Source organism: Rugosimonospora acidiphila (assembly GCF_039543385.1).
In the GTDB taxonomy this organism is placed as follows: Bacteria; Actinomycetota; Actinomycetes; order Mycobacteriales; family Micromonosporaceae; genus Rugosimonospora; species Rugosimonospora acidiphila.
Window position 1 is genome coordinate 1 of record NZ_BAABJQ010000046.1, and the last position, 14182, is coordinate 14182.

Genomic DNA, 14182 nt, shown 5'->3' on the forward strand with positions numbered 1-14182 from the left:
TGGCGGCCACCAGGCCGCCACGCGCCGCTTGTCTGCGTGAGCTATCGGGGTTGTGGGCAGTGGCCGCGGCCGGCCCCGCCGGCGGTCATTCGGACTCGGGCGCGGGCCGCAGCACTACCGGTAGGGCGCGGTGACCGTGGGAGATGAAGCTGGGAATGGGCGTCAGCCCGGCGGCGGGTGCCGCGAGCCGCATATCGGGGAAGCGTTCGAACAGCAGCGGCAGCGCGGCCTCGGCCTCCAGCCGGGCCAGCGGCTCCCCGATGCACTTGTGCGTGCCGTACCCGAAGGCGAGGTGGCTCTTGAGGTCGCGGGTGACGTCGAACACGTCCGCGTCCTCACCGTGTACCGCGGGGTCGCGCCCGGCCGCCGCGTACGACACGAGGATCGGCTCGCCCTGGCCGATGACGACGCCGGCGCTCTCGCGCAGGTCGATGTCCTCGGTGGCGTACCGCAGCGGCAGGTTGGCGACCGGCGACTCGGACCGCAGGGTCTCCTCGATGACGTCCCGCCAGGTGGCCTTGCCCCCGGTCACCAGGGCGAGCTGGTCCGGGTTCGTGAGCAGCGCGTGGATGGCCTGGTCGAGCAGGTTGGACGTGGTTTCGTGGCCCGCGCCGATGACCAGCATGCAGGTGTCCAGGACCTCCTGGTCGGTCAGCGTGGAACCGTCCTCGTCCCTGGCCGCCAGCAGCAGGCTGGTCAGGTCGTCCGCGGGTTGAGCACGCTTGCCGGCGATCAGCTCGCCGATGACCCGGTACATCTCGAGCCCGTTGGCCTGAGCCTGTTCCGGGGTGAGGCTGGTGTCGAAGACACCGTCGACGGCACGGCGCAGCCCGGCGCGAAGCTCATCGGGTACGCCCATCAGCTCGCTGATGACCTGGATGGGTAGCGGGTAGGCGTAGCGCTCCCGCAGGTCCACCGGCTCGCCGGGCGGAGTGGCGTCGAGGTCGTCGAGCAGCGCCCGGGTGATGGACTCGATGCGCGGCGCCAGCGCCCTGGTGCGCCGAGCGGTGAAGGCCGGCGCCACGAGCCGGCGCAACCGGGTGTGATCGGCGCCGTACGCCGTGAACATGTTGCGGGCGGCCACCCATATGTGCAGCGGCCAGTCGAGGGGGATCTCGCCGTTGATGAAGGCGGGCCAGTGTCGGGTGGCGTCCTTGGACACGCGGGAATCGGTCAGCAGCCGCCGCAGCAGCTCCGGGCTGGTGACCGACCAGGCGAGGACGCCGCCGGGAAGCTCGACGCGGGTAGCGGGCCCGCGGGCGCGCAGCCGGGCTCCCTCCGCGTGGATGTCGGTGCCGTTGAGGTCGATGGGAAGTGGTCGCTCTACGGTCATGTGATGCTCCTGATTTCGATCGGGAACCATGCCGGGGCGTGGAGGGGTTCCGGCCAGCGTTGACCATGACGGCCATCGTGTCGCTCCTTGATCGCCGTTCTTGCACACCGTGCACAAATCGACGAGACGGGTCGAACCGGGTCCGTCCACTGTGGTCAGGAATGTCTCGGTACGGCTGCCGGCGGCGGTCGCGGAAATCCTGGGTCCACGCCACCCGTTTGGGGTTCACCCTCGCCGATATGTGTCATGACCCCAGCGCCAGCGTGCCCATGGCCGACCGCGATGAGGGACCTGTCAGCGGGACCGAGTTCGAACTGCCCACATCGGACGGACGCCGGTTTCCGGCCTATCTGGCGAGCCCCGGGCGGCCGACCGGATCCCCGATCGTCCTGCTTCCGGATGCTGGTGGCCTGCATCCGTTCTATCAGGAACTCGCCCGCCGGTTCGCCAGGCTCGGGCATCCCACGCTCGCCATCGACTACTACGGCCGCACGGCCGGGTCCCGCGCGCGTGACGACGGGTTCGACCACGTATCGCACCTTGAGCGGCTCCTGCGCCGGACCATGCTGTCGGATGTACACACCGCTGTGGGTCACCTCCGTACGGTTACCGGCGAAACCCCGTTCGTGCTTGGCTTCTGCCTCGGTGGTGCCACCGGTCTGTTGGCCGGTACCACCGACCTCGATATCGCCGGCGCCGTCGCGTTCTACCCGTGGCTGGGCGAACTGGGCCGCGAGCCGGCGTTGCCGGCAGAGTTCGTGGCCGGGATGCGGTGCCCGGTGCTCGGCCTGTTCGGTGAGGCGGACGAGGTCACGCCGGTCGCCGTCGCGCGAGCCTTCGACGACCACCTGGACCGGGCCGGCGTGCCGCACGACATCGTCATCTATCCCGACGCTGTCCATGGCTTCTTCGAGTGGCACTACCTGGACACGAACCGGCGACCGGACATCGTGGAGGATGTCTGGCCGCGGCTTGCCGCGTTCTTCGCCGCCCCGACGGAGACCGGCGTTCGCCCGCGCAGCGGGTGACTGCGCGATAGTGCTCGCCCTCGGGCCGCGCCGTCGTGGCTTGACATTCTGAGTAGGCCGACTCAATATGACTCGGTCATCTGAGTCATTGCGACTCAGAAAGCGTTCCGGGGTCACACAACCGTGACTCCTGGGGAGGATCGATGCGCCAGTCGGATTGGAAGGCGGTGTTCGACGCCGCCGGTCGCGCCGCGTTGGAGCACCTGGATTCGCTCGCCGAGCGGCCGGTCATGCCCGCGGCGGACCACGCCACGATTCGCGCGGCGCTGGATCGGCCGCCGACCGCGGCCGGCATCGACCCCGCGCGGGTCGTCGGCGACCTGGCCGTTGACCTCGAGCCGTACGTCGCGGCGCAGGCCGGCGGGCGCTACTTCGGGTTCGTTGTCGGCGGCCTGCACCCCGCGTCCTTCGGAGCCGAGCTTCTAGTGACGGCGTGGGACCAGAACGCGCCGATGTTCGCGGCCACGCCAGGAGTCGCGGTGGCGGAGGAACTCGCCGCCCAGTGGCTCGTCGAGCTGCTGAGGCTCCCGCGGCAGAGTTCGGTCGGGTTCGTCACCGGCGGGCAGATGGCGTCGTTCACCTGCCTCGCCGCGGCCCGTCACGAGGTGCTGCGCGCGGTCGGGTGGAACGTCGAGGCCGACGGCCTCACGGGCGCGCCGCCGGTGACCGTCGTGGTCAAGGCCGGCGCGCACGCGACCGTGCTGCGCGCGCTGCGGTTCCTCGGCATCGGCGAACGGGCGGTGGTCACCGTCGACTGCGACGACCAGGACAGGGTACGACCGGACGCGCTCGCGCGGGCGCTGCACGCGATCGACGGGCCGACGATCGCGGCGGTCGAGTGTGGCAACGTCAACACCGGCGCGTTCGACGACTTCGCCGCGGTGGCCGACCTGGCCGATGAGCATCGGGCCGCCGGCAATCCGACCTGGGTTCACGTCGACGGCGCGGTGATGCTGCTGGCCGCCGCGTCGCCCGCCATGGCCGGCAGCGTGGTCGGGCTGGATCGGCTGGACTCCTGGTCGACCGACGGCCACAAGCTGCTCAACGTCGCCTACGACTGCGGCATAGCGATCTGCCGCAACGCGGCCGCTCACCGCGCCGCCATGAGTGTCCAGGCCGCCTATCTCGAGCAGGGCACCGGCGCCCGCGACCCGCTGGACTGGGGTCCGGAGTTCTCCCGCCGTGCCCGCGGGGTGCCGGTCTACGCGACGTTGCGGTCGCTCGGGCGCGACGGGGTCGCCGAACTGGTCGAGCGGACCAGCCGACTCGCCCGCCGTTTCGCGGACGCGCTCAGGGACAGCGGCCGGGCCGTCATCGTCAACGAGGTGGTGCCCAACCAGGTTCTCGTGCGCTGGCTGGCACGCGACGGCGAGCACGGGCACCTGGCCGACGAGGTGATGGCCGGAGTCCGCGCGGAGGGCAGCGCGTTCTTCAGCGGTACGACCTATCGCGGCGAACGCCTCATGCGGATCTCGGTGTCGGACTGGGCCACCGACGAGCACGACATCGACCGGGCGGTGGAGGCGCTGCTGCGCCACGCCCGCCTCGCCGCCGGGTGACCCGCGGCGGCGCCGGCAGCCTCCAGCCTCACTGCTGACGCCAGCCGTTCACGAAGCTCCGCAACGCTTCCACGTGTGCGGACAACTCGTCGCCCTCGGCGTCGGCGCGCGCGATGGTGAGCGTGCCCAGGACCGCCGCGGTCATGACGTTCGCCAGCATGGCCGGCTCCGGTGCCGACTCACCCAGACCGCGAGAGCGCTCCGCGACGGCGCAGAAGCCCGCCCGCAGCCGCTCCCGATAGCGCCGCGTCGCGCGCGCGACCTCCTCGTCGACCGGCGCCGACATCGCCATCGTGGCCATGCATCCGAAGCCGCCGTCCGGACCTCGCAGCACCGACTCGATGCGCGCGAGCATCTCCAGCACGTCCTCCCGGCCGCGATTGCCGCGCTCGAGCGGATCGAGGACGAACTGCATGCGCCGCAGGTACTCCGACATCGCCTCGCGGTAGATCTCGGCCTTGGTGCCGAACGAGTTGTACAGGCTCGACGTCGACAAACCCGTCACGGTCGCCATCTGCTGTTGCGTCACGCCATCGAACCCGATCCGCCAGAACAGCGACATCAGGCGGCCCAGCGCCTCCGCCCGATCAAAAGTCAGCGGGCGACCAGACCGTGGCGCCTCCGATTCTGAGTTCACCGGCTCAGTATCACGCAATCGGCACGGTCGATGACGTGGCCGACGGCGCGGCCGCGGGGTGCCGGTGCGGAGCGGGTCGGGATCACCCGACCGGGTTCCGAGGAAAACTTCCAAAATTTCGAGGAAGCCTCCCGTATTAGCGTTGGTTTCGCGTCAGATGAGCGAATTGCCCTTTATAAAGCACTGACGTAATGATCGAGAGGATACCGACCATGCGCGACCTTTCCCGCCGCGATCTGCTCAAGGCAACGGCCGCCGCCGGCGCCGGAGCGGTCGTTCTACCGGCCGTCATGGCCGAAGGCTCGGTGGCCATCGCGGCCGACAGCTCGGGTTCGAGCTGCAAGGCGGAGTGCGAGCCGCCGGCGAAGCTCACCGGCCGCATCGTCCGTCCGCAGGACCCCAACTACCCGGAGGCGAGCCTCGGCTGGGACGAACTGTTCGTCCACTACCCGCTGGTCATCGTCTTCGCCCAGGAGACCCAGGACGTGGTCAACGCGCTGACCTGGGCGCGGCAGAACAACGTCGCGGTGCGGGTACGCAGCGGCCGGCACGCCCTGGAGGGCTGGTCGAACGTCGACAACGGCATCGTGATCGACGTCAGCGAGTTGAAGTCGACCCACATCGACACCGCCACCGGCATCGCGAAGGTCGGCGCCGGGCTCAACCAGGGGGAGGCGGTGGCCGCGCTCGCGAAGCACGACCTGGCGGTGACGACGGGGACGGAGGACAGCGTGGGCCTGTCCGGCGCGACCCTCGGCGGCGGCCTCGGCTTCCTCCTGCGCTACCTCGGCATGGCCTGCGACAGCCTGGTCGGCGCGGAGGTTGTCGTCCCGTCGGGTGTCGATGGCGCGAAGGCCATCAAGGCGGACCTGAACAACAACTCGGACCTGCTCTGGGCGCTGCGCGGAGCGGGCAACGGCAACTTCGGGATCGTCACCTCACTGACCTACAAGGCGGCTCCGCTCAAGTCCGTGGCCTACCTGACGGCGACCTGGGACGGCCTCAGCGACCTGCAGGGCATCTTCGACACCTGGCAGCGCACCGCGCCGCTGTCCGACTTCCGGCTCGGTTCCCAGCTTGAGATCCACAAGTCCCAGATCCTGCTGTTCGCGGTCCTCGCCGAGGGGACGGAGGCGGAGATCAGGCACCTGCTCGCCCCGATCCTCTCGATCGACACCCCCGACGTCGCCGTGCAGACCGGGAACTGGGGCACCATCTACGCCGGCTTCCAGACCCCGGTCGCGGACGAACCCGCGTTCTGGAAGTTCTTCTCGCAGTTCACCACCGACCCGTTCCCGAAGAAGGCGATCAGCATCATCCGCTCCTTCATGAACGAAGCGCCCTCGGACGAAAGCAACTTCTTCACCCAGGCCTTCGGCACCGGGGCGCAGACCAAGCAACCCCGCGGCGGCTCGGCATTCGTGCACCGCGACGCGCTGTTCTACTCCGAGCCCGGCGCGGGCTGGGGCGATCGCGCGAACCCGGACTGCGACGACCCCACCACCCCGATCGCCCAGGCCTGGATCGCCGAGTTCAGCCAGGCGTTGCGGCCCTACGTGAACGGGGCCTACGTGAACGTGCCGAACATCGGGATGCAGGAGTGGGAGACCGCCTACTGGCGGTCCAACTTCGACCGGCTACGCCGGATCAAGCAGAAGTGGGATCCCCACAACATCTTCCAGTACGAGCAGAGCATCCCACCCGCGTCCTGCTGACCCACGGCGTGCCCCCGAGCCAGCCTCGGGGGCACGCCGTCATCTCGGTTTCACTCGGCCGGTTGTGCCCAGGTGACCGGCAGCTCGTGGACGCCGTAGATGTTCATGTCGGTCCGCAGCCTCACCTCTCCGGCCGGGATGGCGAGCTTGAGGGTGGGGAAGCGACGCAACAATCCCTCGAAACCGGCGCGCATCTCGATCCGGGCCAGCTGCTGGCCGAGGCATTGGTGGACGCCGTGGCCGAAGGACAGGTGACCGCGAGCCTTGCGGTGGACGTCCAGGGTGTCGGGGTTCTCGAAGCGCTGGGGGTCGTGGTTGGCGGCCAACATCGAGACGACAACCGTCGATCCCTTGCCGATGGTCTCACCGCCGAGATCGATGTCCTCCGAGGCGTACCGGTAGAGGATGTCGACAACGGACAGGTACCGCATCAGCTCCTCGACGGCGTCGGGCATCAGGTCCGGGTTGGCGCGCAGTTCGGCCAGCTGCTCGGGGTGCTCCAGCAGCGCGAAGGTGCCCAGCGAGAGCAGGTTCGCGGTGGTCTCGTGGCCCGCGAGCAGCAGCAGGAACGCGATGCCGGTCAGCTCCTCGATGGACAGGTCGTCCTGGCGGGCCAGGTCGGACAGGATGTCCTCGCCGGGCGTGGCGCGCTTGTCCGCGACCAGTCCCGACAGGTATGTGCTCAGCGCGGTGTACGCGGCGATCTTCTCTTCGAGCGTCGGGCTCTTCACCAGGAACCTCGCGGAGTTGGCCTGGAAGTCCTTCCGGTCCTCGTAGGGCACGCCGAGCAGTTCGCAGATCACCAGCGAGGGCACCGGCAGCGCGAACTCCTTGACCAGATCGATCGGCGGGGTCAGGCGCGCCATCTCGTCCAGTTGCCGCGCGACGATCTCGATGATGTGGTCTTCGAGCTGCCTCATGCGCTTGACCGTGAAGGTGCCGGTGAGCCTGCGCCGCAGCCGGGTGTGGTCCGGCGGGTCCATGGCGATGAACATCCCCGGCACCTGCGGAGACGGCTCGGTACTCACGGGCATGTCGGGCATCTCGTACGGCACGTGGATAACGCCGAGGTCCAGGCGGGAGCTGAACCGGGCGTCGGCCATGAGCTGACGGACGGCCTCGTAGCCGCTGACGAACCAGCCCTCATGACCGTCGGGGAAGATCATGGGACTGACCGGGCGGGCGTCGCGCAGCCGGGTGATCTGGCGGGGTGGGTCGAAGGGGCCCGCGTCGCGCTCGATCGGCAGGCCGTGCGGGATGGAAACCGTCTGGCTCATCGGATGTCCTTTCGTGGCGGTTCTTGCGGCCACGATCGCCGACCGACCTGACACCGGACTGTCACGGCTCTGACACCGACCGCGCCGCTGGAGGTGATCTTAGACGCGGTCGCGACCGACAACGCCCGACGGCCGCTGGCCGCGCTGCCGCCCCCCGGGGCGCCACGGTCACCGGACTCCGGCCAGCAGCCCGGCCAGGTCGAGCTGGTTGACAGCGGTGTACGCGTCGGCGTCGGACCTGCCGGCGAACAGCGCGGCCACCTGGTCGGCGGTGGCGCTGTGCTGGGTGGCCGCGGTGAGCAGCGCCTCGCACTGGCCCGCCGCACCCGCCCCGAGCAGCCCGGTCATCGCTCGGATGGTCCCGTCGTGGGTCCGCAGGTGGGGGAGGGCGGCGTCGAGTTCGTCCTCGGTGTCGGTAGCCCCCCGATGCCATCGGCCGCCGGCCCACCACAGGCAGAACGTCAGCAGGCCATTGCGGTTGCGGGTATTGAGCACGTCGTCGGTGACCCAGGCCGGAGCCCCGGTATAGAGGTCGGGCAGCGGCTCACCATGGTTGTAGGCCGCTTCCAGCAGTTCTGAACCCCATTCCCCGCCGGAGAGCACCGCGCGCCCGCCGGGGAGCAGGAAGAGGACGGAACCGCTGCGGTGGAGGTCCTCGTACCAGGCGTGACCGGGGAAGATCTGTGGCCCGGGCTCCGCCCGGATACCGGCGTGGGTCGCCGAAAGCACCGCCCAGCGCGCCCAGACCTCGGGCAGCGGGGGGAGCGCGTCGGTGACGACCGCGGCCCGACCCGCGGCGGCATCGGCGGCGGCCGCGACCGCGGCCTGACCGGGGTCGCGCCCCTGCGCGGCGGGTCCGGCGACGTATCCGGCGAGCCAGACGGGCACGTGGTGACGGGGATAGCTCGCCAGGTCGTTGCGGTAGTACTCGGGAGGCATCAGTTGGTCGTCGGGGAAGGGTTCGTCGCCGTAGTCGTAGTCCACCGTCGTCTGGCCGCGATTGGTGACCGTCAGCAGCAGCCGCCACCAGGGCCCGGCCGGCATCCGCGCGGCGACCTCCCGCTGGCGGCGGACCAGATCGGCGATCGGCTTCGGCACCGGCACGAGTCCCGATCCGCCACCCATCCAGAATCGCAGCTGGGCGATTTCGGTGGAGACGGTGAGCGCGAACTCGGCCGAGAACCGCTCCCATCCGGAGGGTCCGAGCTGGGCCAGTTGCTGCACGATCGGGCCGATCAGCCGCGAGGCTTCACCGGCGGCCTCGGCGTCTGGCGGGGTGTCGACGACGGTGAATCCGCTGATCGCCGGCGGGCCCCCGGACTCGGCCCGGTTGAACTCTCGCTGGAACTCCGCCATGAACTCCGACTCGGACATGAACCCTGACTCGTCCAACCCGTCGACGGCGCCCTCCAGCTCAAGCTCGGCCGCGGTGAACTCAGCCAAGGCCCGTGGAGGGTATGCCGAGGACGACACCTCCTGGATGCGCCCGGAATCGCCGATGAGAAACAGCGACCGCCCCACCGGCAGTTCCAGGAATGCCATCGGGTCGCTCTCGTCGATGTCCACCGGCGCGTACACGCTCCAGCCCACGTCGAAGCGATCGGCCTCCAGCCCCTCGATGGGATAGTCGATGCCCTGGGAACGGATCCAGTCCACCACCAGCGAGATCGCTCGCTCCGCATCCATGCGCGTACCTTCCCGTGGGTTTCGGATCGAGCACACCGCGCACGGCACCCGGGTGTGCGGTCCTCACCGCGACATTGAAGCAGACAGCGACCGGGACTGGTCCCGGGCCGGATGCGCTAGCGTGCGGTTGGGCGGAGGGAAGCGTGAGGTGCCGATGAGAGAGTTCGTGCCGCAGGTGTTGCCGGCCGCCACCCGCAGCCTGGCCGATGGGGTGCCGCCGGCCCCGCCGGGCACCATCTTCGCGCTGGCCGCCGACGGTGGTTTCGCCGTTCCGCCCCGGAAGTTCACGCTTCACTTCGGCCGCGATCGGGACGACGTCCATGTGCCGATCGGCGTCGATGACCCTTACGTCAGCCGCCTGCACGGCGTGATAGTGGGTGACGGCCTGGAGTGGTCGATCCGCAACAAGGGAAAGCTGCCGATCCAACTGCCCGGCGACGCGATGCTGCTGTCCGGACACGAGCTGCCGATCGCGCCGGGTTACACCCCGCTGTTCATCGGCTCCCCGAGGGGCCGGTCACATCTGCTCGAGATTCACGTGGTCGGCTCCCGGACCGCCGACGCCTATGCCGAACACCGCGGCCGGACGAGGACGCCGGAGGTCTACGACCTGAGTCTGGTGGAGCGGCGGGTGCTGACCGCGCTCGCCCAGCGGTACCTACGCCAGGAAAGCTATCCACAACCGGTGTCCTGGAACCAGGTGGCGGGCGACCTCAGCCGGCTGCCGGACGGCAGGCAGTGGACGCCGAAGGTCGCGGCGCACATCGTCGCGGCGGTGCGCGAGCGCCTGGCGCTGGGCCCCGACCCCATTCCCGGGATCCGGCGCGAGGACGGGGTCGGCGAACCGGTCGGCAACACCCTGAACCACAACCTGATCCAGGCTCTGCTGCTCAGCACCACGCTCATGCCGTCGGACCTGCACCTGCTCGGCGAGCCGCCGGACGAGGTAGAAGGGTGAACGACACCGTGACGTGGCGGGTCGGCGAGGTCATTGACGGCCGGTACGAGGTGCTGCTCGTGCACGAGCAGGGTGGGATGGGCCTGGTGTACCGGGTACGACACCTGGCGTGGAACATCGACCTCGCGGTGAAGAGTCCCCGGCCGGAGCTGTTCTGGCGACCGACGGACCAGCAGCGCTTCATCGCCGAGGCACAGACGTGGGTCTCGCTGGGGCTGCACCCGAACATCTGCAACTGCTACTACGTCCGCGTGCTCGACGGCGTGCCCCGGGTCTTCGCCGAGTACGTCACCGGTGGCAGCCTGCACGACTGGATCAGCAGCGGGCGGCTGTACCACGGGAGCGCGCCCGAGGTGGTGACTCGGATCCTGGACGTGGCGATCCAGACCGCGTGGGGACTCGACCACGCGCACGGGCGTGGCCTGGTGCACCGGGATGTCAAGCCGCCCAACGTGTTGCTCGACCTCGAAGAGGGCACGCCGACCGCGAAGGTCACCGACTTCGGCATGGCCCGGGCGCGGGACCTCGCGACCACGGTCGGCACCGACGACGCGCGGCCGGGCAGCAGCGTTCTGGTGCCCGGCGGCAGCGGAATGACCCCGCTGTACGCGTCGCCCGAGCAGGCGGCGGGCGAGCCGGTGGGGCGGCGCACGGACATCTACAGCTTCGGGGTGTCACTGCTGCAGATGTGCGCCGGCAGGGCGACCTGGATGGCCGGCACCGGCGCGGGCGCGGCGCTGTGTGCCTTACGCGCGGACGGCGCGTCCGGCGCCATCGCCGTTCCGCCGGCCCTCGGCGACCTGCTCGATCGGTGCCTTCGCCAGAATCCCACCGACCGGCCGGGCTCCATGCGGGAGGTCGCCACCGAGCTGATCGACGTCTACCGGGGCGTCACCGGCCACGCCTATCCGCGCCCGGCGCCGGTCATGGCCGACCTGCTCACCGACGAACTCAACAACCGGGCGGTGTCGCTGCTCGACCTCGACCGGCCGCAGGAGGCGGACCGGGCCTTCGCGCAGGCGTTGGCGGCCGACCCGCGCAACGTGCGGGCGATGTACAACGCGGGGCTGATGAGGTGGCGCCGCGGTGCCGTCACCGACGACGCGCTCATCGCCGAGATCGAGGCGACCCGCGCGGACACCAGCGATCCCTGGGAGGTGCGCCACGCACTCACCCAGATCCACCTGGAACGCGGCGACCTGGCCACGGCGCGCCCGTTGCTCCACGAGGTGGCCCGCGAACGATCGGATGATCCCGAACTGCTCGCGGCCCTGCGACGGATCCGCTCCCACGAGATCCTGGACGCCCGCTGCGACCGCGAGTGGCGGGTGCCCTGGCCCCGGCGCCCGCGTGACCTCTACTCCGTCGCGCTGGACGAGTATTCGGTCGCGCTGGCCCTCGCCCCCGACGGGCGGTCGATGCTGTCCGGCGGCTGGGACGGCGCGATCCGGCTCTGGGACGTCCGCGGTGAACGGTGCGTGCGCACGCTCAAGGGGCATCGCCGGCCGGTGCACGCGGTCGACCTCACACCGGACGGGCGGATGGCCGTCTCCGTCGACGAGGACGAATCAGTGTGGTTCTGGGAACTGGCCGGCGACGAGCCCACGGGAGACCCCCTCTACGCCAGCCCCAACCCGCCGTCCTGGGACGGCCAGGACGGGATAGGTGAGCTCGCCCTGCGCGTCGAACACACCGCGGTCCGGCTCGATCCCGACGGGCGCTTCGCCGTCTACGCGGGCCTGGACGGCGTGCTCCACGCCTGGGACCTCCCGGCTCGGCGGATGAGGACGCTCGACGAGGAGGCCGCCGCACGGTTGGTGGCGATGAGCGCCGACGGCCGCCGGGTGCTCTCCGTCGGTCTGCGGGGGCCCGCGGACGAGCGGGAACGCGTCGTGCGGCTGTGGGATCTGGCCGACGGACGGTGCCGGCGCGAGTTGGTCGGGCACGAGTCTGCGATCGCCGCCATGTGTTTTCGTCCCGACGGTCGTTACGCCGCCACCGGGTATCACGGCGGCACCATCCGGATCTGGGATCTCGACGATGGTCACTGCGTACAGGTCCTGACGGGCGGGGTCACGCCCCACGCCCTCTGTTTCGACACCGGCGGCCGATTCCTCATCTCCGGCGAGGGCAGGGACATCCGGCTGTGGGAACTGGACAGCGGCCGGTGCCTGCGGACCTTCGAGGGCCACCAGGGCGGCGTCGCCGTCGTCCGGCTCGACGCCGACGGCCGGTTCGCGTGCTCGACCGGCCAGGACCGGACGGTGCGGTGGTGGCAGCTGCCCGGCCGGTACCGGGGCACGCCGCGGCTGAGCCGGCCGCGCCGGCATGTCGAGTTGAGCCGGCTCGGCGGCCGGGTGGACTCGCTGATCGCCAAGGCGGAACAGGCGATGGCGGGCGGCCGGTTTCCGGCGGCACTCGACCTGCTGCGGCAGGCGCGCTCGATCGAGGGGTACGAGCGGGCACCACGCCTCATGTCCGCGTGGTGGGCACTGGGTCGCCGCGCCGTGCGGACGGGGCTGCGGTCGGCCTGGTCGTCGAGGCTGCTGTCCGGGCACGCCAAGTCGGTCGAGGCGGTGGACCTGTCCGGCGACGGCCAGCTCGGGTTGTCCGGCGGCAGCGACGCGACGGTCCGGTTGTGGGACCTCGACGCCGGCACCTGCCTGCGTGTTCTGGAGGGCCACGAGCACATGGTGGAGTCGGTCCGGCTGAGCGACGACCGGCGCCGGGCGCTGTCGTCGAGCCGGGACGGCACGATCCGCCTCTGGGACCTCGACACCGGCGGGTGCCTGCACGTCCTGTACCGCAAGAAGGGGCTGACCCACCGTTCGCCGCCGGTGCGGTTCAGCCCCGACGGCAGGCGGGCCGTGGCCGGCGTTCACGACGGCACCGTCCGGTACTGGGATGTGGAGACCGGGGCGCCGATCCGGGAACTGAGGGGTGCCGCCTGGAGCGTCGACGACCTGTGCGTCGGTGACGACGGTCGCCTCGTCGTGACCGCGAAGGGCGGCGAGGTGGAGGTGTGGGGCCTGGCGGACGACGGTTCGGTGAGCCGGCTGCGCAGCCAGACCGATGGGCTGGTCGCCACGAGGTTGCGTACCGTTTCGCTCAGCGCCGACCAGGATCTCGTGCTCTCCGGCGACGAGGCTGGCTTCCGCCTGTGGAACACCGCGACGGGCAGGATCGCGCGAACGTTCGACCAACCGCCGCCCCACGGATTTCATACGGTTCGGATGACCGCGGACGGACGTTTCGCGGTGTCCGCGGCCTTCTGGTCGCCCTTGATGGTGTGGGACCTCCACAGTGGACAATGTGTGCGGGTCCTCGACGGTCACGAGCGAGGTGCCAGTTGCCTCGCGCTGACGCCCGACGGCCGTTTCCTGCTGGCCGGCAGCGGCAACAACGTGCGACGGTGGGAACTCGACTGGGACCTTGAGGCCCGGGACGCGGCCGAATGGGATGACGGCGCGGCACCGTACCTCGACGTACTCCTGCGCCGGACTGGTCCACAGTGGACGAAGCGGGACTTCGACGTCCTGCTGCGTCGGCTTCAGGACGTCGGCTACGGCCGGCTGCGCGCCGACGGTGTACTCGCCCGCCTCCAGCGAATGGCGACCGACCCGCCGGCTCGGCGACGGACCGAGGTGGAGCGCTAGCCGAACGCACGGTGGCCCTATCGAGATTGTGAGGATGATGGACCCGCGACGGATCGAACTCAACCGCCAGCACAGCCGGGAGATGGGCGGGCTGTTCTCGGCCTTCCTCGACGCCCACCCGGACGTCGAGTCCGAGGTTGACGGAGCCGATATGACGGCCGAGCAGGATGCCGCGTGGCGCGCCTACAGCGGTGAGCTGCTGCGCCGGCACCAGGCCGAGCGGGAGGCGCTCGCGTGCGTCCTCGAAGCCGAGCAGCGTCGGCGTGGCGCCCCGTGACTAGGCGGCGTGGCGCCCCCCGTGATTCCGTGGCGCGGCCGGCGCCCGGATGTACC

Annotated in this window: 10 protein-coding genes; 6 read left to right on the forward strand and 4 right to left on the reverse strand. The window is 70.4% G+C overall.

What is annotated here, in order from left to right; translation table 11 throughout:
* Window positions 1-85: 85 nt before the first annotated feature.
* Window positions 86-1333 (reverse strand): cytochrome P450 family protein, encoded by a 1248-nt coding sequence (locus tag ABEA87_RS39610; protein WP_345638711.1) that lies wholly within the window; start codon window positions 1331-1333, stop codon window positions 86-88.
* Between the two features lie 239 nt (window positions 1334-1572).
* Here ABEA87_RS39610 and ABEA87_RS39615 point away from each other — a divergent pair, with 239 nt between their 5' ends.
* Both ABEA87_RS39615 and ABEA87_RS39620 read left to right on the forward strand, forming a co-directional pair.
* Window positions 1573-2361, forward strand: coding sequence for a dienelactone hydrolase family protein (locus ABEA87_RS39615; protein ID WP_345638713.1), 789 nt, complete (start codon window positions 1573-1575; stop codon window positions 2359-2361).
* A 143-nt stretch (window positions 2362-2504) separates the two neighbouring features.
* Entirely contained in the window at window positions 2505-3920 is a 1416-nt protein-coding gene (locus ABEA87_RS39620) for a pyridoxal phosphate-dependent decarboxylase family protein (protein WP_345638715.1), read from the forward strand.
* A 28-nt stretch (window positions 3921-3948) separates the two neighbouring features.
* Here ABEA87_RS39620 and ABEA87_RS39625 read toward each other — a convergent pair whose 3' ends face one another.
* Window positions 3949-4482: a TetR/AcrR family transcriptional regulator gene (locus ABEA87_RS39625; RefSeq protein ID WP_345638716.1), complete on the reverse strand. Its 534-nt coding sequence runs from the start codon at window positions 4480-4482 to the stop codon at window positions 3949-3951.
* 287 nt (window positions 4483-4769) lie between these two features.
* Between ABEA87_RS39625 and ABEA87_RS39630 the strand changes: the two genes are divergently transcribed.
* Window positions 4770-6272, forward strand: a complete 1503-nt coding sequence (locus ABEA87_RS39630) for an FAD-binding oxidoreductase (protein WP_345638718.1) — start codon at window positions 4770-4772, stop codon at window positions 6270-6272.
* A 50-nt stretch (window positions 6273-6322) separates the two neighbouring features.
* Here ABEA87_RS39630 and ABEA87_RS39635 read toward each other — a convergent pair whose 3' ends face one another.
* Together ABEA87_RS39635 and ABEA87_RS39640 are read right to left on the reverse strand one after the other, a co-directional pair.
* Window positions 6323-7549, reverse strand: coding sequence for a cytochrome P450 (locus ABEA87_RS39635; protein WP_345638720.1), 1227 nt, complete (start codon window positions 7547-7549; stop codon window positions 6323-6325).
* A 168-nt stretch (window positions 7550-7717) separates the two neighbouring features.
* Entirely contained in the window at window positions 7718-9235 is a 1518-nt protein-coding gene (locus tag ABEA87_RS39640; protein ID WP_345638722.1) for a hypothetical protein, read from the reverse strand.
* 154 nt (window positions 9236-9389) lie between these two features.
* On the opposite strand from ABEA87_RS39640, the gene ABEA87_RS39645 reads away from it, so the two are divergent.
* The 3 genes from ABEA87_RS39645 to ABEA87_RS39655 are packed head-to-tail and all read left to right on the forward strand — an operon-like array spanning window position 9390 to window position 14126.
* Entirely contained in the window at window positions 9390-10193 is an 804-nt protein-coding gene (locus tag ABEA87_RS39645; RefSeq protein ID WP_345638723.1) for an FHA domain-containing protein, read from the forward strand.
* The gene (locus tag ABEA87_RS39650) at window positions 10190-13849 is read left to right on the forward strand and encodes a protein kinase domain-containing protein (protein ID WP_345638725.1); all 3660 of its coding nucleotides are present in this window, start codon (window positions 10190-10192) and stop codon (window positions 13847-13849) included. Before ABEA87_RS39645 ends, ABEA87_RS39650 begins: the two co-directional genes overlap by 4 nt.
* A gap of 37 nt (window positions 13850-13886) precedes the next feature.
* Window positions 13887-14126: a hypothetical protein gene (locus tag ABEA87_RS39655; protein WP_345638727.1), complete on the forward strand. Its 240-nt coding sequence runs from the start codon at window positions 13887-13889 to the stop codon at window positions 14124-14126.
* The last annotated feature ends 56 nt before the right edge of the window (window positions 14127-14182 follow it).

What these genes read in the sequence shown, in the direction of transcription:
- ABEA87_RS39610 (WP_345638711.1), bottom strand. Translation starts at nt 1,333, where the DNA reads ATGACCGTAGAGCGACCACTTCCCATCGACCTCAACGGCACCGACATC.
- ABEA87_RS39625 (WP_345638716.1), bottom strand. Translation starts at nt 4,482, where the DNA reads ATGTCGCTGTTCTGGCGGATCGGGTTCGATGGCGTGACGCAACAGCAG.
- ABEA87_RS39655 (WP_345638727.1), top strand. Translation starts at nt 13,887, where the DNA reads ATGGACCCGCGACGGATCGAACTCAACCGCCAGCACAGCCGGGAGATG.
- ABEA87_RS39645 (WP_345638723.1), top strand. Translation starts at nt 9,390, where the DNA reads ATGAGAGAGTTCGTGCCGCAGGTGTTGCCGGCCGCCACCCGCAGCCTG.
- ABEA87_RS39615 (WP_345638713.1), top strand. Translation starts at nt 1,573, where the DNA reads ATGTGTCATGACCCCAGCGCCAGCGTGCCCATGGCCGACCGCGATGAG.
- ABEA87_RS39635 (WP_345638720.1), bottom strand. Translation starts at nt 7,549, where the DNA reads ATGAGCCAGACGGTTTCCATCCCGCACGGCCTGCCGATCGAGCGCGAC.
- ABEA87_RS39620 (WP_345638715.1), top strand. Translation starts at nt 2,505, where the DNA reads ATGCGCCAGTCGGATTGGAAGGCGGTGTTCGACGCCGCCGGTCGCGCC.
- ABEA87_RS39640 (WP_345638722.1), bottom strand. Translation starts at nt 9,235, where the DNA reads ATGGATGCGGAGCGAGCGATCTCGCTGGTGGTGGACTGGATCCGTTCC.
- ABEA87_RS39630 (WP_345638718.1), top strand. Translation starts at nt 4,770, where the DNA reads ATGCGCGACCTTTCCCGCCGCGATCTGCTCAAGGCAACGGCCGCCGCC.